Origin of the sequence: Paenibacillus sp. M2 (assembly GCF_046713495.1) — a bacterium.
GTDB lineage: Bacteria > Bacillota > Bacilli > Paenibacillales > Paenibacillaceae > Paenibacillus > Paenibacillus amylolyticus_B.
Genome location: NZ_CP169648.1, coordinates 2,728,290 through 2,748,499, shown reverse-complemented (window position 1 = coordinate 2,748,499; position 20,210 = coordinate 2,728,290). Strand labels below are relative to the sequence as shown.

General features: G+C 46.7%; 19 protein-coding genes. 2 read left to right on the top strand and 17 right to left on the bottom strand.

The features are described 5' to 3' along the window. Position 1: 1 nt before the first annotated feature. From cyoE to ACETMN_RS12845, 3 genes are all read right to left on the bottom strand, one after another. Positions 2 to 859 carry a heme o synthase gene (cyoE, locus tag ACETMN_RS12855; protein WP_047842615.1) on the bottom strand — a complete coding sequence of 286 codons (858 nt, stop codon included), beginning with the start codon at positions 857 to 859 and terminating at the stop codon, positions 2 to 4. A gap of 157 nt (positions 860 to 1,016) precedes the next feature. Next, positions 1,017 to 1,583: a hypothetical protein gene (locus tag ACETMN_RS12850; protein WP_036609022.1), complete on the bottom strand. Its 567-nt coding sequence runs from the start codon at positions 1,581 to 1,583 to the stop codon at positions 1,017 to 1,019. 293 nt (positions 1,584 to 1,876) lie between these two features. Further along, on the bottom strand, positions 1,877 to 2,230 hold the full coding sequence (locus tag ACETMN_RS12845; protein WP_091017009.1) for a DUF3243 domain-containing protein: 354 nt from the start codon (positions 2,228 to 2,230) through the stop codon (positions 1,877 to 1,879). Positions 2,231 to 2,477: 247 nt separating this feature from the next. Here ACETMN_RS12845 and ACETMN_RS12840 point away from each other — a divergent pair, with 247 nt between their 5' ends. Further along, complete coding sequence (locus ACETMN_RS12840; RefSeq protein ID WP_091017011.1) at positions 2,478 to 2,687, top strand: hypothetical protein; 210 nt, start codon at positions 2,478 to 2,480, stop codon at positions 2,685 to 2,687. Positions 2,688 to 2,808: 121 nt separating this feature from the next. Here ACETMN_RS12840 and ACETMN_RS12835 read toward each other — a convergent pair whose 3' ends face one another. The 13 genes from ACETMN_RS12835 to ACETMN_RS12775 form a co-directional block, all read right to left on the bottom strand. Further along, positions 2,809 to 3,726 (bottom strand): NAD(P)/FAD-dependent oxidoreductase, encoded by a 918-nt coding sequence (locus ACETMN_RS12835; protein WP_091017013.1) that lies wholly within the window; start codon positions 3,724 to 3,726, stop codon positions 2,809 to 2,811. A 181-nt stretch (positions 3,727 to 3,907) separates the two neighbouring features. Then, positions 3,908 to 5,539 carry an S-layer homology domain-containing protein gene (locus ACETMN_RS12830; RefSeq protein WP_223199925.1) on the bottom strand — a complete coding sequence of 544 codons (1,632 nt, stop codon included), beginning with the start codon at positions 5,537 to 5,539 and terminating at the stop codon, positions 3,908 to 3,910. 93 nt (positions 5,540 to 5,632) lie between these two features. Next, the gene (locus ACETMN_RS12825) at positions 5,633 to 6,232 is read right to left on the bottom strand and encodes a nitroreductase family protein (RefSeq protein WP_036670536.1); all 600 of its coding nucleotides are present in this window, start codon (positions 6,230 to 6,232) and stop codon (positions 5,633 to 5,635) included. A gap of 146 nt (positions 6,233 to 6,378) precedes the next feature. Then, the gene (locus ACETMN_RS12820) at positions 6,379 to 6,633 is read right to left on the bottom strand and encodes a hypothetical protein (protein ID WP_091017016.1); all 255 of its coding nucleotides are present in this window, start codon (positions 6,631 to 6,633) and stop codon (positions 6,379 to 6,381) included. A gap of 136 nt (positions 6,634 to 6,769) precedes the next feature. Further along, entirely contained in the window at positions 6,770 to 7,633 is an 864-nt protein-coding gene (locus ACETMN_RS12815) for an AraC family transcriptional regulator (RefSeq protein ID WP_223199924.1), read from the bottom strand. Between the two features lie 65 nt (positions 7,634 to 7,698). Next, positions 7,699 to 8,247 carry a glutathione peroxidase gene (locus ACETMN_RS12810; protein WP_091017021.1) on the bottom strand — a complete coding sequence of 183 codons (549 nt, stop codon included), beginning with the start codon at positions 8,245 to 8,247 and terminating at the stop codon, positions 7,699 to 7,701. Between the two features lie 663 nt (positions 8,248 to 8,910). Beyond that, complete coding sequence (locus ACETMN_RS12805) at positions 8,911 to 9,381, bottom strand: GyrI-like domain-containing protein (RefSeq protein ID WP_256975194.1); 471 nt, start codon at positions 9,379 to 9,381, stop codon at positions 8,911 to 8,913. Positions 9,382 to 9,514: 133 nt separating this feature from the next. Next, complete coding sequence (locus ACETMN_RS12800) at positions 9,515 to 10,411, bottom strand: carbohydrate ABC transporter permease (RefSeq protein WP_244660929.1); 897 nt, start codon at positions 10,409 to 10,411, stop codon at positions 9,515 to 9,517. 17 nt (positions 10,412 to 10,428) lie between these two features. After that, positions 10,429 to 11,310, bottom strand: a complete 882-nt coding sequence (locus ACETMN_RS12795; protein ID WP_192132165.1) for a carbohydrate ABC transporter permease — start codon at positions 11,308 to 11,310, stop codon at positions 10,429 to 10,431. A gap of 208 nt (positions 11,311 to 11,518) precedes the next feature. Further along, complete coding sequence (locus ACETMN_RS12790; protein WP_091017027.1) at positions 11,519 to 12,835, bottom strand: ABC transporter substrate-binding protein; 1,317 nt, start codon at positions 12,833 to 12,835, stop codon at positions 11,519 to 11,521. Between the two features lie 168 nt (positions 12,836 to 13,003). Next, positions 13,004 to 13,855 (bottom strand): helix-turn-helix domain-containing protein, encoded by an 852-nt coding sequence (locus tag ACETMN_RS12785; RefSeq protein ID WP_091017029.1) that lies wholly within the window; start codon positions 13,853 to 13,855, stop codon positions 13,004 to 13,006. A gap of 23 nt (positions 13,856 to 13,878) precedes the next feature. After that, positions 13,879 to 15,699, bottom strand: coding sequence for a sensor histidine kinase (locus tag ACETMN_RS12780; RefSeq protein WP_411736196.1), 1,821 nt, complete (start codon positions 15,697 to 15,699; stop codon positions 13,879 to 13,881). Positions 15,700 to 15,909: 210 nt separating this feature from the next. Beyond that, complete coding sequence (locus tag ACETMN_RS12775; protein WP_091017033.1) at positions 15,910 to 16,677, bottom strand: helix-turn-helix domain-containing protein; 768 nt, start codon at positions 16,675 to 16,677, stop codon at positions 15,910 to 15,912. Positions 16,678 to 16,829: 152 nt separating this feature from the next. Here ACETMN_RS12775 and ACETMN_RS12770 point away from each other — a divergent pair, with 152 nt between their 5' ends. After that, positions 16,830 to 19,079 (top strand): FAD-dependent oxidoreductase, encoded by a 2,250-nt coding sequence (locus tag ACETMN_RS12770; RefSeq protein WP_411736195.1) that lies wholly within the window; start codon positions 16,830 to 16,832, stop codon positions 19,077 to 19,079. 59 nt (positions 19,080 to 19,138) lie between these two features. Here the strand turns inward: ACETMN_RS12770 and ACETMN_RS12765 are convergent, their stop codons facing one another. Continuing rightward, positions 19,139 to 20,209, bottom strand: a complete 1,071-nt coding sequence (locus ACETMN_RS12765) for a glycoside hydrolase family 105 protein (RefSeq protein WP_091017036.1) — start codon at positions 20,207 to 20,209, stop codon at positions 19,139 to 19,141. Position 20,210 lies beyond the last annotated feature (1 nt).

Below are 20,210 nucleotides of genomic sequence, written 5' to 3'. Positions count from 1 at the left end.
ATTAAGACCATACCGTATTCGCTACCATGACAATAAATACGAGCATGAGATAGTTCACCGAGATCAGAAAGTTCACTTTTGCCCACTTCTCATCATCCTGTGTCTTCAGTCCGCTAAGTGTATGCACAAACCAGATCAGTCCACCGACCAGAGATACAATCAGAAATACCAGACCTACGTAGTCGTAATAATACAACAGAAATACAGCAGGAAGCAGCAGAAAAACATAAGGAATCATCTGAAACTTGGTGCGTTTCACCCCTTTAACCACTGGCAATAACGGGAAGCCCGCAGCACGATACTCCTCTACCCGGCGAATACCCAATGACCAGAAGTGTGGTGGTTGCCACAAGAATAATAGTGCAAACAGCAACCAGGCACCTGCATCAATCTCATTGGTTACAGACGTATAACCGATGACAGGCGGCATCGCTCCTGCAATTCCACCGAGCGACGTGCTCCACGTTGAACTGCGTTTCAACCACATCGTGTAAATCACGATGTAAGCGAACCATCCAAGCAGTGCCATCCAGCCTGATAACGGATTCACCAGGAGATACAGTACTGCTAGTCCCACAACACCAAGGATAATGCCATAGCCAAGTACAAACCCTGGCTTCAGATGGTTAATGTAATCCATCCTTTTTTTGGTGCGCTCCATCTTTTGGTCCAATTCACGATCCCAATAATTGTTGATAACACAAGCTGAAGCAATAACCAAAGTTGATCCAATCACGACCATGAGCAGAGATAACCAGTTGATATCCCATTTTGAAGCTACCCAGAATCCTACCGCCACCGCAAACACATTTAACCTTAGAAGTCCGGGCTTAGTTAATGCAATCATGTCTTTAAGCATGAGGCTCCTCCTGAACTATGTAAAAACGCCATTCCAATAATGATACATGTACCTACCATTAATTACAATCGCTTTCATGAATTTGTCATAACCAAAAAGCATCCCTCACCGTTCCAATGAACAGGAGGAATGCTTGAATGATGAATTTCATCTTATTTTATGGGATGTATTGTTGCACAATTTTAGTAACTTTTCCGTCCTGCACCGTCAGATGATACGGGAATACGGACAGATCAAGAATACGGGTATTCTCATATAACGATTCGAACTTGGATAATGTCACAGGTTCATTCCACTGAATGTCTGCGCCCTGCATCGTACCATCCCGATCATACAACTGCATCAATACTTCAGCATTGGCACTAACCTCAACTTGTTCCTGCTCTTTGCTATCGTTGACAATATAGTAACCATCTGGAGCACCATCTATACCCGCTTCCGGATTGCGCTGTGCAAAAATCGCATCGGCCTCTTCACCCTGATACCAGCCAATCTTGTCCACTGTCATAAACAATTTGCCGTCTTCTATATGCATACCTTCAACATAGGCTGTAAACATCTCGGAGTTTGCAACTTGAGCTTCTTTCGCAGAAGGTTGTTGAGCATCCGTACTACCTTGAGCATTCGCAGGGGTAAGTAAATATGTAGTCAGCACAATCATGCCAAGTAAAGCAACAACTGCACCGATCATTCCTAGTTTCCATTGTTTTGTCGCGTTCTTCATAGGTAACATCTCTCCTTAATATGAACGTTACTATTCCTTAACCGGAAGTCTTGCTTCTCAAACGCTCATGTGAACTATCGATTCCAACGTTCTTTCTTTTCCTATCATACTTGGAACAGGGATTATAAAAGTATCAGCCAGATTAAAAATAGTTACAATGTGCGTCATCACTCGTGTCTGTAGTCTCCGTAAACGGCAATAACCCCTGAAGGCATCGCCATTCAGAGGTTATTGACTAGCATAAGATTCTTATGTTTGTTCATGAATATTATGCTTATGCATACATGTTAATTTTAATGATTGGTTGTGGAGTCTTGTGCCAAACGAACGAGCATATGAGCCAGCATGTGACGTTCATCTTCCTTGCCGACATTCCACAGCTCCTGAAGCAGTTTTTCTTCACGGTTACGAGGCTCTTCGTTCGCAGCCAGATGGTCTGCTACTTTCTGGGCAATTTTAGCCATCTGTTCTTCACTTAATCCGATAGACTCGCCCATCGCAATTCGTTTACCCAGGTATTCTTTGAATGCATCAAAGTTTTGTAAAATCTGTTCTCTCTCTTCCGGTGCAATCTTTTCGATTGCATTGTCCACCTTGTCCGTTGAAACCTGACCATCTTTATGGATTACATGATTTTCTTCATTCATTTGAATAACCTCCTGTATAATAGTTTGTTTATTGTTATTAAGCTTTAAACTTAATACTCATTGGTTATCTATAATATAAACGTATTGCAGAAGTTTAATCAGTACGTTCAATTCTGTATATATCTTCTATATATGAGCAAGTACACGTTTCAAAAGAACTACAGCGGTTAATCGTTTACATATACGTAACGGTGTTTGGATATGTTAATGAACACCTTATACAATATTGAACCAGGAGGGATATCCCATGCGTGATAAAACCAAACATGAGAAGAAAAATGATGAACTTGAACCAGGAGTGAATACCGTTATCCATCCAGACAAAAATAATCCCGGACCAACCGATATGATTGAAGGCGTGGTTGGCGATATCGTGGACAACATTCGCAAAGACTTCTCCCATGACTCGAAGGACAAGACGTCATCTTCCAAGTCAACGGATTCATCAGACAAATAAGCGTAATCTTTTTCTCCCTAGCAAAAGATAGCTCAAAAAGTCCTCCTGCCACATATATGGCTTGGGAGGACTTTTTGGTAATGAACAATTAAATAATCAACCTCATATTTGAAGGTGAGGTTCAACGTGAATCCTTTGTCATCTGCTGTAACGCCTTATGAATCCAGATCGCGGCAATGGAACCTTCACCCATCGCAACGGTTGCTTGTTCTGCGTGCAGGCCCAAATCCCCGGCAATCCACACATTCGTCGCTGCCTGCAAGCTGCGCGGATCAGCTTCCACATGTTTATTATCTGCGATTACAGCTCCCAGCTGCTCCGCCAGTTCATAGTGTACACGATTGCCTCCAAATGCGATAAATCCACGCTCCGACTCAAAGATCTGTCCATCCTCGGTCAGAACACCGGTGATATGGCCATCCTCAATCTGTTGTACTTCCTGGACAGCCGCTTCCAGATAACGAACTCCCGCCTCTTTCATGCTGCGATGCAGCTCTGCAGATATGGGAGCCTGCTCATGATTGATATATAACAGATCATTCGTACGCTGAATTAATATCATCGCCATATTGGCACCTGGTTCGCCAGATCCCAATAGTACCGTACGTTGATCCTGAATCTCATAACCATCGCAATCAGGGCAGACATACACTGTTCGACCCAGCGTAGGGGTTAGTCCCGGAATGTCCGGAACTCTATCCGTGAGCCCCGTTGCCAATAACACGGTTTTGCTCCTATATTCAGTTCCTGAAGTACCGAACAATTGGATCTTCTCTCCATGACGTCCTGCTTTAACAATACGGTCTTTCTCAAAAGATACACCGGTCCGCTCTGCCTGCATCCTGCCTCGTTCTCTAAGCTCTTCACCGGATACCCCATCGGGGAAACCGAGGATATTATGATAAGTCCGGCACAACGTCGATCTGCCTTCTCCCGCGTCGATTACCAACACCTGATGAGCTGAATAACGTCCAAGCTGAATGGCTGCCTGAAGCCCTGCGAGCCCTCCACCTACAATTATGCAATCAACCTCTCGCATGCTCCTTCTCCTCCTGAACTTCCATTTATCTAATTTAATTAAATTGTTTGTCCTTCTATACATTAAACCGTTCAGCCAAGCTTAAACGATTCCTCATATTGCTTATCTTATACCAAAACAAACAGACCCAAACCATCCGCCGGAATCACGATGAGTTTGGGTCTATAAGATTCATGATTGCTTAGAAGTTATACGATTCAAATCGCGAAGCATTTGAAATGGCGTTCCATACATCGGCTGTTTCGCCGCCCATATACCAGTAAGCCAGTCCAGCGATTTGCCGTTGCTCACTCATTAACACTTTGGCTGATAACGAACGACTATCCTCTGCCCATATATATCTTGGCTTACCATTACTGTTGTACCCGATAATATATTGAACCAGACTTGCATCCCATCGTCTTACAGATCCCGTAGCATGCGCACGCATTCCCTGGTCTGCCAATGTAATGTCCCAAGAGCTGGTTGCTGGATTCACTGAAGACCAGTCTCGTGTATACAGCGGAAGGGCCAAAATTGTTTTGGCACGTACCACCTCGGAGAGCATGGTATCCAAAGCCTTTTCCACCCATGGAAGAGAAGCCACTGATCCTGCTTTCGGATCACCGCTCCAGTGTTCCTCGTATCCCATCAGCACCATATAATCCGATACAGCGCCCAGTTTGGCATAATCAAATGCATCCGTCCAATCAGTACCCAGGTCTGGCGATACATCCACAGAAACAACTGCACCCAGTGCGTGCAACGTAGCCGTCAAAGAGGTGACAAATGCCGTCAGACCTTCACGATCCGCCGGATCAACATTCTCGAAGTCCACATTAATGCCGTCCAGTTTATAGGTTTTGACATAAGCGGCTACCTGTGAGATCACTGCCGCTCGGTTGGCTGAGCTGGATAACATCTGATGCGTAAGTGCCGAATCGGAACGATTCCCAAGTAATGGCCATAGCTGCCTGCCGGTGGCGGATGCCCAGGAGATCAATGCCGGGTCTGCGTGATCCGTTACTTTCATACTGCTGTTCAGGAAAAACCAGCGTGGGACGAGTGTATTCACTTCAGACTGTTCCACTTGCTTCTTGAATTCAGCAGTAGTGGAGTTATATTGCCAGCCCAACTGAACGCCAAGTTCATCCCCACGTTGTAACTGCTCAGACCATGTTTTCTTTTGTAAAATGGCATCGAGCATTACGGCTGCTTCTTCTCGCGTTACCTGGTCATGTGGTCGGAACACGCCTCCACTTCCCCGCATTAGTCCAAGTTGATATACCGTCTGAACATATGGACGTGCCCAGTCCGAGATATCCGCTGCGTCAAAATACGTTGAAGATAAGAGCGAGGTCTCTACGGGTTGTTGTTTCAACATTCGAACAAGAAGGGCAGCCGCTTCTTCGCGCGTAATGGAGGCATTAGGCTGGAACGTTCCCTGACCCTTACCCTCCAGAATAAAAAGATTCGTCATGGCAGCAACGTTGCCGTAATACCAAGCATTCATGTTTATATCCTGATAGGGATTTATATTATTTTTAACGGGCTTTAAACCTAGTAATCTCACCGCAAACGTCGCAAATTCTGCACGAGTAACAGCTTTCTTCGGTTCAAACGTAGTCTCTGACGTACCGGCAGCAATGCCTTTGTTCACCAGATGTGTAATGGCATCCTTCGCATAACTGGTGCGTGTATCCTGAAACTGTTGCTGCACGGTTGCAGCCTGAACAGTAGAGCCGTATCCAGCCACCGATCCAAGGGTTAATAACCCGCATAAAGCCATTTTCCATATCCGTTGGTTCGTTATGTCTTTTAATCTATTATTCACATTAAAAAGCCTCGCTTCATTGGATTACGATCAACTATCATCGTATCAAATTGAAGCGAGGCCGTATGTGGTTAAATGTTGGGAATGCGAAGCTTACTTGTGTACTTTTACGCGCTCTTCAATTGGTTGGAATTCTTTCTCACCCGGTGCTGCCGTTGGTTTACCAAATGGCATTTGAGCGATCAATCTCCAGTTCTCAGGAATGTTCCATTCTTGCTTCACTTTCTCGTCAATCAACGGGTTGTAGTGCTGCAAAGATGCACCCAGACCTTCTTGTTCCAGAGCAGTCCAGATTACCAGTTGCAACATACCGTTGGATTGGTTAGCCCAGATTGGGAAGTTATCTGCATAAGCTGCAAAATTTTGTTGAAGCTGTGCGATCGCATTGTTATCTTCGAAGAAGAGAACCGTACCATATCCGCTGCGGAATCCAGTCATTTTTTCTGCTGTGGATTTGAAGGCTTCTTCATTGCCTACTACTTCACGCAAAATTTCTTCTGTGTGATTCCACAATTTATCATGTTGTTCACCGAGCAATACAACGGCACGGGATGTTTGTGAGTTAAAGGAAGTTGGTGTATATTTCACCGCTTCTTCTACGATTTCCTGGATTTTAGCATCCGAAATTGTAGATTCCTTGCTGATTCCATAATAAGATCTTCTGTTTTTCAACGCATCAAAAAAAGTTGTCATTCTTATTCGCCTCCCAAATTTTTTTCAACTGCCAACATAGTAACTATAATATAGTAACCTACATTAGTCAACAAACTAATTTATTTTCACTAAATATACATTCACCGAAAATATTTCAACAAGTTTGCCCAAAACAACAATTGGAATTATCCTTCGCCCGTCTTTTTGCGATAATCCGCCCGGTATTTCTCTTCCGTAGACGAGTTGCTTTTTGTCTGATCTTTATTCTTCTCTTCCTGAGCTTCCATATTCAGATCTTCCATCGGAATTGGATCTACAGTCTGTTCTTCTTCATGTCGGTCAAGCAGACTTTCGTGCTCTGTCTTATATTGTTCAGGATTGTCACGGGATTGTTCCTGTTGGGTATCACTGTTATTCTGATCCGGTGTGCGCTGTTTCATTCATATTCGCCTCCTCTGGGTTCATTACCTTTCTTTACCTGTTCTGCGTGTCCTCTAAACACAGTGGGATGCATTCCTCAAACGAAAATCAACAAAAAAAGCCAACCAGACAAGCTGGTCAGCTCAAAGACGACTTCTATGATTGGCGATGCAATTGGGTACGGTAAAGATCAGGCGAACATCCCACACTTTGTTTGAACATCCGACTAAAATGCGAAAGGCGCTTGAAACCGGACAATCGACTTGCTTCTGTCACGGTGATCTCAGGCTGGAACTGAAACAAAAGCTTCGCCTGATTGATGCGACGGTCATACAGGTATTTGAATATTGTCAAACCTGTCATTTCCTTAAACATGCCTGCCAGATACGGTTTGGATAGATGTAATTCCAGTGCCAGATCATCCAGACCAATGTCCTTCATATAATGCGTATCCACATAACGAATAATGTGTTGGACATGCCGCTCCCTCTCCGATGAGGGAAGTTGTTCCTGGACATCACCCTGGCAGATCTCTGCTACAAAATACAACAGATCACACAGTCTGACATTCATTCGCTCTTGCCTGAAATTGCTCTGACTTTGAGACAGACGATGAAGATCATGCAATAGAGCTTCAAATTCAGAGCGGTTATCTCCCTTCAGATTGACCCGACAGTTTCTGAGTTCTTCAAACGGTCTCAGGACCTCAACCATACGGTCCGGATGCAGGCTGCTGCGAATGGCAGACGGATCAAAATGCAGTGTGCTTCGCTCGTAAGCACTGCCTGGCTTCGGATGTGGTCGGTGAAGGGTCAAGCCATGCATTAACACCAGATCACCCGGCTCCAGGTTATATACCCGATCTCCTATGATATAGGTACATTCTCCGTCATGAAAATAATAAATCTCATAATGTGGATGTGAATGGAATCCATCTGACTTGCCTGGGTTAAACGTGCTGGTGGATCGGTAACTATACTCCAGTGAAGCACTAAATTGCATCATGCTCGGCACATTCATGCACCTCCTGTTCGGAAGAGGGAAACGATTCGTGTCATACCCCTGTATGAGATATCAAAGTGAAATTATAGAAGCTGTTTAATACTCTCTTGAATCTCATCGATGGAATCGATAGGTTCGAAGCGTCTGACCACACGACCCTCTGCATCAATCAGGAATTTCGTGAAATTCCATTTGATTGCATCTCCATGTAACCATTCTGGTGCTTTATCGGACACCATCAATTTCAATAGTTTGGCCTGTATATCGGTTTCATCAAAGCCAGCAAAAGGCCCTGATTTTTTCAAAAAGTCGTAGAGAGGGTGCGCCCCTTCTCCATTCACGTCCAATTTGGAGAACATCGGAAATTTCACACCATAGTTAATCTGGCAGAAGGATTCTGCTTCCGAACTGCTTCCAGGCTCTTGCTCTGCAAACTGGTTGCATGGGAAACCAATAATCTGAAGTCCTTGATCCTTGTACTGGTCATACAGCTTCTGCATGTCATCAAACTGGTGCGTATATTTACATTTACTTGCCGTGTTTACGATGAGCACAGGTTTTCCTTCATATTGATAGAGTGGGAAACGCTCTCCACTGGTTCTGGTTACGGTAAAGTCGTAGATGGTTGGCATAAGTCTAGTGCACCTCGCGATAGTTATGTAGTCATACAGCATCATATGATTTTATATTATATACGAAGTTTGAACTATTGTATTGCTGAAGATATGGATCCTTCAGATTAGACTCCAAAATCTTTGCGAAAATATCTATTACTCCACTACGCTAATGCTCATAACATATTTGGTTCTAGGCAGATACTTTATTTCCAACGTTTTATCTCGATTTTCCCAATCGATATCTCGAGTGTTAATCAATTCCAATTGATTTATTTCGATGGTTTGTTCCCTCCATTTCCTGCCCATAGACCCTATGTAGTTAGGTTTACCCGTTATTGTTTCGTAATCTTGGGAGAGATAAGGACCTATATCCTGGATACCCGACACTGTCTTAGGAACAAAAAGTAATATCGAGCCGATACCAAAAATGATGCAACAGCACTTGAGAGATATTCGTTTTACGATGTTTTTTGTTTGCTTCATGCTATGAAACAACCCCATACCAAGTGTAAACACACCCGCTACTACTCCAATCAAATTTAAAAAGATCCAACTAGGAAAAAAGGTTAGAAAGAACGAAGAAATACCACACAATATAAAAACAATAAATATGATTATACTCAGCAACAACAACATCCTCTTCCTTCATTTAAATGTGTCCCATCAATCCCGATAGCATCACTGCAAAGCTACATATATATCTATTTCATTATTGGGACTTTCCGGTTGATAACGCTCATCCCAAATTTCAAAATCATAATTTTTCAGTTGATGCCCATTTTCGCAGATCCACTTTCCATATATATAGTCGTATGTATCACCAATCTCTGACTCAATCCCTCGATGCGTGCACATCACATACTGGCTATCAGGGACGTCATGACTTATCATCTCGGAAGGGACATTCTCCAAACTGGTAACTTCATATCCTATTAAATGTGTGAACTTATCGACCTTTGCATTGAAATTTTCGTCACTCGGATATATCTGCATCAACATGACGTTGTTATTTTTTCGATAATGAAATCCCTTCTTTCTCTCCACTAGCTTATGGTAATGGTTCTTGCCTAGCCCCGATTCAAACTCTTCTACCGTCGCTTCGATTGAATATCCTACAACGTAAAAAGCAGGCAAAGTGATGACTTTCATTTCCAAGAGAATCGCCTCCATTGGATAAACTCAGATCATGGATTAATTCTCCCTTTCAACAGAAAACCCTTCTGCCGCGAAGATTTCTTCGTTCAGCAAAAGGGTTATTTGATGGATTGCAGTGGTAGCAGCTTCAGCCCTTCACGGCACTTCCGGCCACGCCCTGGATAATATAATGCTGCCCCACCAGAAAAACGATGATCATCGGAATAATGCCTGCCGTGGCAGCGGCCATCATGCCGTTGTAATCCACGTTGTTCTCCAGAATAAAGTTCTGCAGACCAAGCGGCACGGTATACAGGTCTTTGTCGATGAGGAACACAAGCGCATTCTCATAGTCATTCCAGTGCCAGGAGAAATCAATGATCGCAAGTGTAGCCAGCGCTGGCTTCGCCAAGGGCAGAATCAGCCTGAAAAATATGCGCAGGTGACCGGCACCGTCGATGAACGCCGCTTCCGAAATCTCTGATGGCACCGACAGGAAGAATTGCCGCAGCATAAACACCCCAAAGATCGTGAACATTCCGGGCAGAATCAAGGCCCAATGCGTATTATAGATGCCGACCCATTCGAACATGAGGAACTTGGGCACAAAGAGCACCTGCGGAGGCACCATCATCATCGAGAGATAGATGAGGAACAGTGTCTCCCGTCCTTTGAATTGAATCCTTGCGAAGCCATAAGCTGCAAACGCCGAGAGAAACACAGCTCCGATCGTGCTAATTAGTGATATTTTCAACGAGTTCAGATAATAGGTGGCAAAGGTATCCGCTCCGCTCCAGACCTTAATGTGATGCTCCCAGTTCATGCTGGAGGGTATCCATTGGATGGGATAGGTGAATACGTCCGCAGGAGATTTGAACGACGTGCTAATCATCCAGATAAACGGCATAATCATCAGCAAAGCAAACCCGGACATCAGAAGTGTCAGTATGATTCTCCGAATCTGGGTCAAGGACTCCATGCGGACTTTACCTTTAGGTGCATGCGGAGCTGTGGGCTTCGCGTTCGTGGCAATTGGTTTCTCCATAACGATCCCTTCCCTCCTTAATAGTGAACCCAACGTTTCTGTCCGAGCCACTGCAATACTGTGAAGACCATGATGATGGCAAAGAGCGCCCAGCTAATGGCAGCAGCATATCCCATCTCGTAGTAGCGGAAGGCATTCTGGTAGATAAACAGCGACAGGACGGTTGTACTGTTTCCCGGCCCACCCTGAGTAATCGCCTGAATAATGCCAAAGTTTTTGATCGTCATAATCAGTCCTGTAATCAGCAGCAAAAAGGTCGTTGGGCTCACAAGCGGCCAGATCACTTGACGAATGGTCTGCCAAGGGCGGGCTCCATCAATCTTAGCAGCCTCAACTAATTCCTCCGGGATCTCCTGCAGAGCTGCTAAATAAATAATCATGTTGTACCCCAGCATGAACCAAATCCAGATGATATCAATCGCATACATGGACCATTCAGTTGTCGATAACCAGCCAGGTGGGTTTGTAATACCGATCCCCCGCAAAAAACCGTTGATCGGTCCCGACGTTGGCTGGAACAGCAGCATCCAGACAAAGGCGATCGCAACGCCGCTAGTGATATAGGGCATGAAATAGAGGGCGCGCAGTGTTTTTTGCCAGTACACCGACTTGTTCAATGCTACAGCCACGATAAATGCCAACCCCATCGATACTGGAACCGCTAACAGAAATACAAATGTATTTCGCAGCGCCACCCCAAACAGATCATCATTGAACATTCGGCGGATATTGTCCAGCCCCACAAAATGTGTCTCAGGGCTCATGAATTTGTAATCGGTGAACATGAGATAGAATGAATAGATAGCCGGTATAATAAAAAACAACAGCACGCCAATCATATTGGGCCCAATAAACAAATACCCGAGCCTGCTCTGTCGTTTCATCCAGGATTTATGCATATGCTCCCCCACTCCTTAACATCTGTTCTGGAATTAAGCATAACAAGATGTCCTCTAACATTTAAGGAACATAACCCTGTACCTGATATCACAGAACTATGTATTTCGGCAGTGACTTTCGGAGGAAAACAACATGGAATTGTTCTATTACTTATATACAAAAAACCGCCCCATTAGGGACGGTCTTTGGACTTATTACTTTTGCATTCTATTGATTCTGCTTCAGCCAGTCATTATGGCGTTTGACCATGTTCTGTACCGTTACTTCGGCAGTCTGGTTACCGAGGAAGAACTTTTCATACTCCTGTGCACGCAGATCAACCACTTCCTGCGCAATGCTGCGGACAAACGTAGGTGTCTCGTCACCATACAACACAAATTCCAGTGACTCCTTATCATAAGAATCGGCATAATCGCCCAGCAGATGATCAATGGCAGTCTGTTGATCAACCGCATTCGAGGAAGGCAAACGTCCACCCGCAGCCATCGGCATCATTCCCCCATCGGCGTACCATTTCAGGAACTCCCATGCGGCTTCTTTATTTTTCGACTTGGAATTGATCGCAATAAAGTCACCAAGTCCCCCGCTCTTCACCATATCTGCTTCTTGTGCAGCCAGTCTTGGTACAGGGGCAAAGGCGATTTTCCAATCCCGCGGGAACTCGGTCATATTGTTTGATGTGCGGATCAGCCATTCGCCGATATTAATCATGGCAGACTCACCGCCAAGGAACATGTTTTCCACCGGCATTTTGGAAGTCAACTGCTCTCCGAGCGGAGGGGTGGTTGCATCCTCCTTCATCATTCCGTTCAATGTCTCCAGCCATTTGGTAACAAGTGGATCATCGAGGTTGGAAGTACCGTCTGCCTTAACATAGCCGTTCTTCACCAGAACGGAATCGAGCGGGTCTACATAGGAAGCGGTATGCTGCACCAATCCGTACTTGAAGCCAGAAGCCTTCAGCTTAAGTGCATATTCACGGGCTTCATCCCAAGTCCAGGCTTTTGGAACACTCAGTCCGGCCTGATCAAGCGCTTTCATATTTAGTGCGAAAAAGGCAGCGTTTTTCTTGGTTGGCATCCCGTAATATTTTCCGTCCACTTTCCAGGAAGCCGCATCTTCACCCATTTTCTCATCAATGTTGTAATCAGTGAACTCACCCAGATCCAGTGCTGTCCCACCCTTGATGCGTTTATCCAGATTCGTGAGGGTATAGTTGACATACAGATCGACGTTCTGCCCGGTGGACAGCGCCGTATCCAGCTTCAGGTTGCCATCATCATCATTCACAAACCGCACATATTCAACCTGAATATCAGGATGCTCCGCATTCCAGGTATCTACCACCTCCTGTGGACCATTCTCGGGCGGCACCGCGCCCCACATGGTGAGCTTCACTTTTCCCCCTGCCGCTCCACCTCCGTTATCCCCACCGTTCGTCTCATTTTTACCAACACAGCCGGCAAGCAAGCCCAGCATCAGCGCACCTACGATTAATCCCGTTAATCCTTTTTTGATTCTCATCTGGTCCCATGACCTCCCTGAATTGAAGTGTACCTTCCGTTACATCGTAGCAGGGACCTTGCTGGGTTCATAAGATACATATCCATGATTCGGATTGAACAAAAATACGGATTTACTTGTGCTTGCCTGAGCACTCGGTACACATATTCCTTCTACTCATCCTGTGAGTCACGAACGATGACGATACTGGCTGGGCGTGCAACCGGTCCAACGCTTGAATATTTTGATAAAATAATTATCGCTTCCGAATCCTACCCGGTAACCAATCTCCTGTACAGGAAGATCCGTCTCACGCAAGTATTCAGCCGCTTTCTCCATCCGTACCCCGTGCAAGTAGTGAATCAGGGTATGGCCGGTTTTCTTTTTGAACAAAGCACTCACATAATTCTCACCCATCATCACATATCGTGACATGGATTTGACGGTAATGTCCTGGTCGTAATGCTGCCCGATATAATGAATTATTTTGCTAATCTCCGGATGTTTCACAATCGGCTCACGAACAGGTGTAAATGGAAGATCCGTATCAGACGGGGGCGCAGAAGAGACCGTAAGAGAATCAGGCGAAACAGGCGTTGATGTGGGAACCGGTGTGGAAGGTGGCACTTGATGATGATCTGTCTCTGTCAGGGCTTCAGTCGAAGCTCCCAGTTCTGCACTTACTTTACGGAGTGTATCACGCAGTGAATTCACACTCATGGACAGTTTCAGAATATAATTGGAAGCCCCGTATTCCATTGCACGGCGTACATATTCGAACTCCCCCATACAGGTGAGCATGACAAACTTGGTTTTTAACCCGGCCTGACGGGTCTGTTTGAGTAATTCCAGACCATCCATACCTGGCATGACAATATCGGTCAGTACCAGATCCGGTGTATCCTGTATAATCATCGCCAGCGCTTCGGTCCCGTTACCGGATTCCCCGATGACCGTGAAGCCCAGCTCTTCCCAGGAAATAATCTCTCGCACCGACTCACGTACAAATACTTCATCTTCCACAAGTAATACTTTCCACATGCCAGATTCCCCTCTCCAGTGCGCTAGTCTGATCGCTTCTGTACGTAAGGCGTCGACAATAAAAAAGGAATGCTGAACCTCACTAATGTCCCAGGCTTGGTATCAATCACTTCAAGTTCACTTTGGCCTTTGAACAATAACCGCAATCGTTCCTTAAGGTTAGACAGGCCGATCCCCGGACGTGTGCGGGTCATTTGCAAACGCCGGGATTCCTCCATTCCAATTCCGTTGTCTGCCACCTCCAGCATCAGCTTTCCGGTGTCTTGCCTGTAAATTCCGATGCGGATCTGACCAAGATGTTCCAGTGGCCCGACACCGTGGTGAATGGCATTCTCCACAAGTGGCTGCAAGCTCAGCTTGGGCACCAGCGCATATTCCAGTTTATCGTCAAATTCACAAGTCACCTCAAAGCTATCGCGGTAACGAATCCGCTGAATATGAAGGTAGGCTTGAACCAACTCGATCTCATCCTTCAGATATACCAATTCGACCTGTGAATTCAGGCTGACCTCCAGTAATTTGCCCAAGGAAACACACATCTCGGAGATCTCTTCATTCCCGCTGCGGATCGCGCTCCATTTCATTGTATTCAATGTATTCAGGAGAAAGTGCGGATTCATCTGGGCCAGGAGCATATGAAAATGTACCGCTTCCTTCTGGCGTTCCTCCGCCTTGAGTCTGTTGATCATCTGATTGGCATCATCCAGCATCGTATTGAACGTGCGTGTCAGTTCCAGCACTTCCCCACGGCTGCGGCCTTCGGGAATACGAATCTTGAGGTTTTTGCGGACAACCTCCCTCATCTTATTCTGTAAGTGCGACAAGGGGCGCGTGAACGTTGCCGAGATCATAAAAGCCATCACTACAAATGCTCCTGTGAAGCCAAAAAAGGTCAGAAAGTAACGTTGTTTAAGCTCGGATATCTCTGTAAACAGAATGGACAGCGGAATGCGATTCACCATATACCAGTCCAGTGATTCAATGTACACGTAGTTAATCAGCGTATCCGAGGCTGGATCAGTCAGATAAGCCTGTGCCGGATGAAGAGCTATTTCACGCGTAACCTCCGGGGAAAGCACCGATGTTTTGGATGAACTGGCGATGGTCTCTCCACTACCTGTAATAAGGTAATACTCTTGGTTAGTCTGGGAATCCTTCAGCATGGTCTGGAACCAGTAGGAATAATCAATGCTAATTCGTGCCAGCCCGTATCGCTTGCCGCCGCTATCTTCCATGTAAGCATACAGCGACAACAGATATGGGCTGGAGGATAACTCTCGGAGCACAGGGTTAGAATCCCGTGCATCCCAGCGATAGAAAAGTTCTTCCGGTTGAAGCGAGTGTGAATCCGTACCGCCTTTTGGAATGGTTATTTCCCCCAAACGTTCGCGGAATTGTTCCAGATAGGGGCCATAAGTCAGTGCTTTTTTGGGCAAATACGAAGTGTAAACGCTATCATGAAAATCCAGCAAGGTAAAGTACACCGAAGGGTTATATAGGAAGAAACTGTTGTTGATCATCTTGAACTTTTCTTCTACCAGCGACTTGTTCTCCAGCGGCGTACGGCTGTCCGGGGAGGTTAGCACACTTCTTACCGCGGAATCCTGTTCCAGAAAAATGAGCGTTTTGAAGGCAATGCTCATCTGGTCCTCCAAAGAGCGGTACATCTGGACTAGTTGCTCATGGCTCTGCTCACTGATTTTCTGCTCGACCAGCGATTCAATCTGCTGATAATTGTAGACATTCAATGCACTGAACGGTAAAAGAATCAACACCACAAATGCACCGAACAGGCGGTATCTGAGCCGCTGTGGCAACCAACTTTTCCAATTTGGCTTCTTCATTCCTTAGTGCTCGCTCCCCTACAATTAATGACCCCATTATAGCACCTGCCTGCCATTTACAGCCGGAGTCGAATGATTTGCATGGATTTGTGATATTCGTTGCCTGCATTCATGTGAACTACACAGATATGTTCTATTGGTGAAAGCAAGAATGAATGAGTGAGTGAGTGAATGAATGGATGGATGGCTAGATGGACGAGACCGATAACCTCATACTTGATGTCTTCGCCGATACTCCGAGGGACTGATTCCTATGGTGGACGAAAATACGCGGCTCAGATAAAATCCGTTCTCATATCCACATCTCTCAGCTATCTGCGTGAGGGTCAGACGGCTATCTGCCAGCAAGGCTTTTGCCTTTTTGAGACGAATCGCTTTCAGATAATCGGATGGTGTCTCTTGAAAGGCTTCCCGGAACCTTCGGGTGAGCTGGACTGGACTCAAAGCCAAATGTTGGGCCAACATTCGGAGACTGACCGCCTCTCCTGCCCACTCCTCCAACAATACCGCCGCTTCAGCCATGAGGGCATCCTCCGTGAACTTGGTTTCCATTAGCCCGCTCTGTCTGCGCTCCCATTGATACAGCCGCCACAAATCCAACATCAGATGAGTTTTCCATCCTTTTGTAGCCTCATCGTTGTCCTCACTCGCCAGACGCAGGTAGGCATATGTTGATGCCAGACGCTTCGTATCATTAATGAGAGATTTTCCGATTGGCGGCAGGAGACTCTCATCCTCTGCGGAGTTACAACGGAACAACATATAGTGAAATGTCAGCGGGGTTACTGTCTCTCTGCGAAAAGGAACGCGGGGTGGGCACAACACCAGATCAGCAAAACCCGCCTCTCCGGTCTGCCCGTCAATCTCGTAACGAAATACGCCCTCTTCCACGGCAAAGACGACCCAAGCGTCGTAGATATCTTCTGCCAGAGCAAATTCAGCTTTCTTCTTCCAGTAGATGTGATTAAGAAGCTCCATGACACACCTGCCTTTGTTATGAAATAAAGTATATGCTCGATGATAATATAGTGTATTTGAAAAGTAAATATATAGAACTAATATGAAATTATAGATATGAAACAAGAAATCTTAGCTAAGGCTTATCCATATTCAATGAGAGAGGTGTTCGTATGAAGCATGAACTCGTTACACCGGATATCACCGTCATCGGGGGCGGGCTTGCTGGCGTATGCGCTGCCATATCTGCTGCCCGGCTGGGCCAACAGGTCGCGCTGGTGCAGAATCGTCCTGTGCTCGGCGGCAATTCCAGCAGTGAAGTACGCGTATGGGTCTGCGGCGCTACCGCCCACGGAATTAACCGCTATGCCCGCGAGACGGGCATCATGGGGGAACTGTTTGTAGAGAATCAGTATCGTAATCCAGAGGGCAATCCTTATCTCTGGGACCTGATCATTCTGGAAGCCGTTCGAGCTGAATCCAACATCCGCCTGTACCTGAACACGGATGTACATGAAGTCGAGGCCACTGGGGATGGAGATGAACGCATGATCACCTCTGTTACCGGGTGGATGATGGGTTCTGAGCGCAAAATCCGATTCGAAAGTCAGATCTATCTGGACTGTACGGGCGATGGACTGGTTGGCTTTCTGGTTGGTGCCAAGTTTGCACTCGGTCGGGAAGCCCGCAGCGAATATGGCGAAGAGTGGGCACCGGAGGTGGCTGATCAGATCACGCTGGGCAGTACACTTCTCTTTTATACCAAGGATGCTGGTGCGCCTGTCCGTTATATCCCCCCTTCTTTTGCAAAGGATATTACACAGACCAGCATTCCGATTCGCCGGGTCATTCGCAGCGGGGATTCCGGTTGTCATTACTGGTGGATTGAATGGGGCGGGGAACATGACACCGTACACGACAATGAGCTGATCCGTGATGAACTGTGGTCCGTGATCTACGGGATCTGGGACTATATCAAGAATTCCGGTAAGTTTGATGCCGACCATATGACGCTGGAGTGGATTGGTTCTCTGCCTGGCAAAAGGGAGTACCGCCGCTTCACGGGTGACTATGTGCTCACCCAGAACGATATTATCAGCCAGCGGGAGTTCCCGGATGCCGTTGCCTTTGGCGGCTGGTCCATTGACCTGCATCCCCCGCAGGGCATGTATGCCGAAGCGAGCGGCTCTAAGCATATGCATGCCGATGGCATATATCACGTGCCGTTCCGCTCGCTGTATTCCGCAAATGTGCGGAATATGCTCATGGCCGGGCGCGACATCAGTGCATCACATGTCGCCTTCGGCACAACCCGCGTCATGGCCACATGCGCGGTCATCGGCGAAGCCGCGGGTACGGGCGCGGCGCTCTGCGCGGCCATGGGGGTGTCGCCGCGCGAGTTGCACGCGAGGCATCTGGCGGTCCTGCAGCAGACGTTGCTGCGGCAGGACGCTTCCATCATCGGGGTGCGCAGCCACGATGAGCTGGATCTAGCCCGGCGTGCCAAGGTTACAGCCTCCAGCACGCTGACGGGCATCGCCCTTGAGCAGCCTGGCGAGACGTACCCGCTGGGTACGGATGTTGCCCTGCTGCTGCCTGTGCATCCAGTGCTCAGCGGCCTGGAGCTGCTGCTGGATGCATCCAGCGATACCGCGCTGACGGTAGAGCTGTGGGATACGGGGCGTAAGGAGAACTACGTCCCGCATTCGTTACAAGTTACGGCGACTGTTAACGTTACAACAGGAACTGCGCAGTGGGTGAAGCTGCCGCTCGAATGGCGACCGGAAGAACCACAGAATGCTTTTATGATCATCCGCTCCAATAAAGCCGTCTCACTCTACCATTCGACAGAAGCACACAGCGGGGTGCTGATCTTCTTCAAAACAGAAGAAAACCACGTGTCCAAAAATCTGGAGGATCATGCCACGGATCAGCCTGTCGTATTATGGTCCATGCAGGGGTTGGCGCGTCAGCCATTCTGCTGTCGTACCCTCTCTGAGACTTCGGCCTATTCATCGGACAACACGATCAACGGTTATCATCGCCCTTACGGTGGGCCGCAGCAGTGGATGTCGCAGCCGATGCAGTCTGGCAAGCCTCAATGGGTACAACTGATATGGGAAGAGCCACAAACCTTGGCTGAACTGCACTTGACGTTTAATGATGATGTGAACGAGGATCTGGTTAATTTGCATCACCATCACACAACATTCCGCGTGATGCCTGAGCTGGTGCGTGATTATCGAGTCGAGGTATTGGCTCCGTCTGGCGAGTGGATCGACATTATCAACGTTACTGAAAACCGCAGAAGAAAAGTCGTTCATCGCCTGGATGTGCCTATGTCAGCTAAGGCTCTGAGAATTATAATTGATGCCACAAATGGCAGCAGATATGCCGAATTAATCGAGATTCGAGCTTACTAAAACAAAAAGGAGGATACAGGAAACTGTATCCCCCATCCTCCGTACAAGTCCGCCTTATTCTATTCGGCGGTTGGAACCCGCAAGCCCTCAATCAGGATAAACAACGTAAGTGCTTGTCCATAGCCCATCGGACTGATCGCTATATCTTTATAAAACTGAGCATCCTGCCCCACAGGAGTACCATAGGACACCTGCTGTACAACTCCGTGATCATCAATTTGTTTCAACACCGCTTCAAGCGCACTCAAGCCATTCTGGCGATAGGATTCATCCAGGTATCCATACCGGATTCCCTTGAGAATGCCGTATCCAATCGCTGCTGTTGCCGAGGTTTCTTTGTAAGAGGTTGGATCATCCAGCACAGTGTGCCACATGCCATCCTCACCCTGAAGCTTGCTCAGTGCTCTGACTTGAGCGGTTGCTGTATCCAGCAGATAGGCCTTTAGCCCGTCTTCGATCGGAATGATATTCAGGAAATCCATAACTCCCGCCGTATACCATGCATTGCCTCTTCCCCAATGAACAGCACCATAATTATGATTTTCGTTGAAATCCCAGCCATGATAGAACAATCCGGTTTTCTTGTTATATAGATATTTGATATGCACAAGGAACTGTCGTTTGGCTTCTTCCACCATGTCGGGTTTCTTGAAGTATACCCCTGCCTTGGCCAAAAATAGCACCGTCATAAACAAAGTATCAATCAGAATTTGACCATCATTGGCATCTCCCGTGATCATATGTTGAAACGCACCATCTCCGGTTCGCAGCAGTCCGTCCATGATCCAACTGCTCCACTCCTCACAAACATGTTCGTACTCTTTGTTTCCGGTCAGCTCGCATAGTGAAATCAAAGTAAGGAGCGGAGCGCAGGTGTTCACATTTTTTTCTGGTAATCCTTCCATCAGCCTTGCATTGTACCATGATTCGAGAAATTCCAGCACTTTAGGATCTTTCGTTGCCTCATGGAGCTGAAGCAAGCCATACAGACCGACACCTTGCGGCCATTCCCATAGATGTATGTCGATTAGTCCGATGGGAAACTGTTCATTGATGCTTGTGTTTTTCATAGACTCCATCGCTTGAGATACCTTGCTTATTCTCTCCTGCAGCACCATTTGATTCAGCATG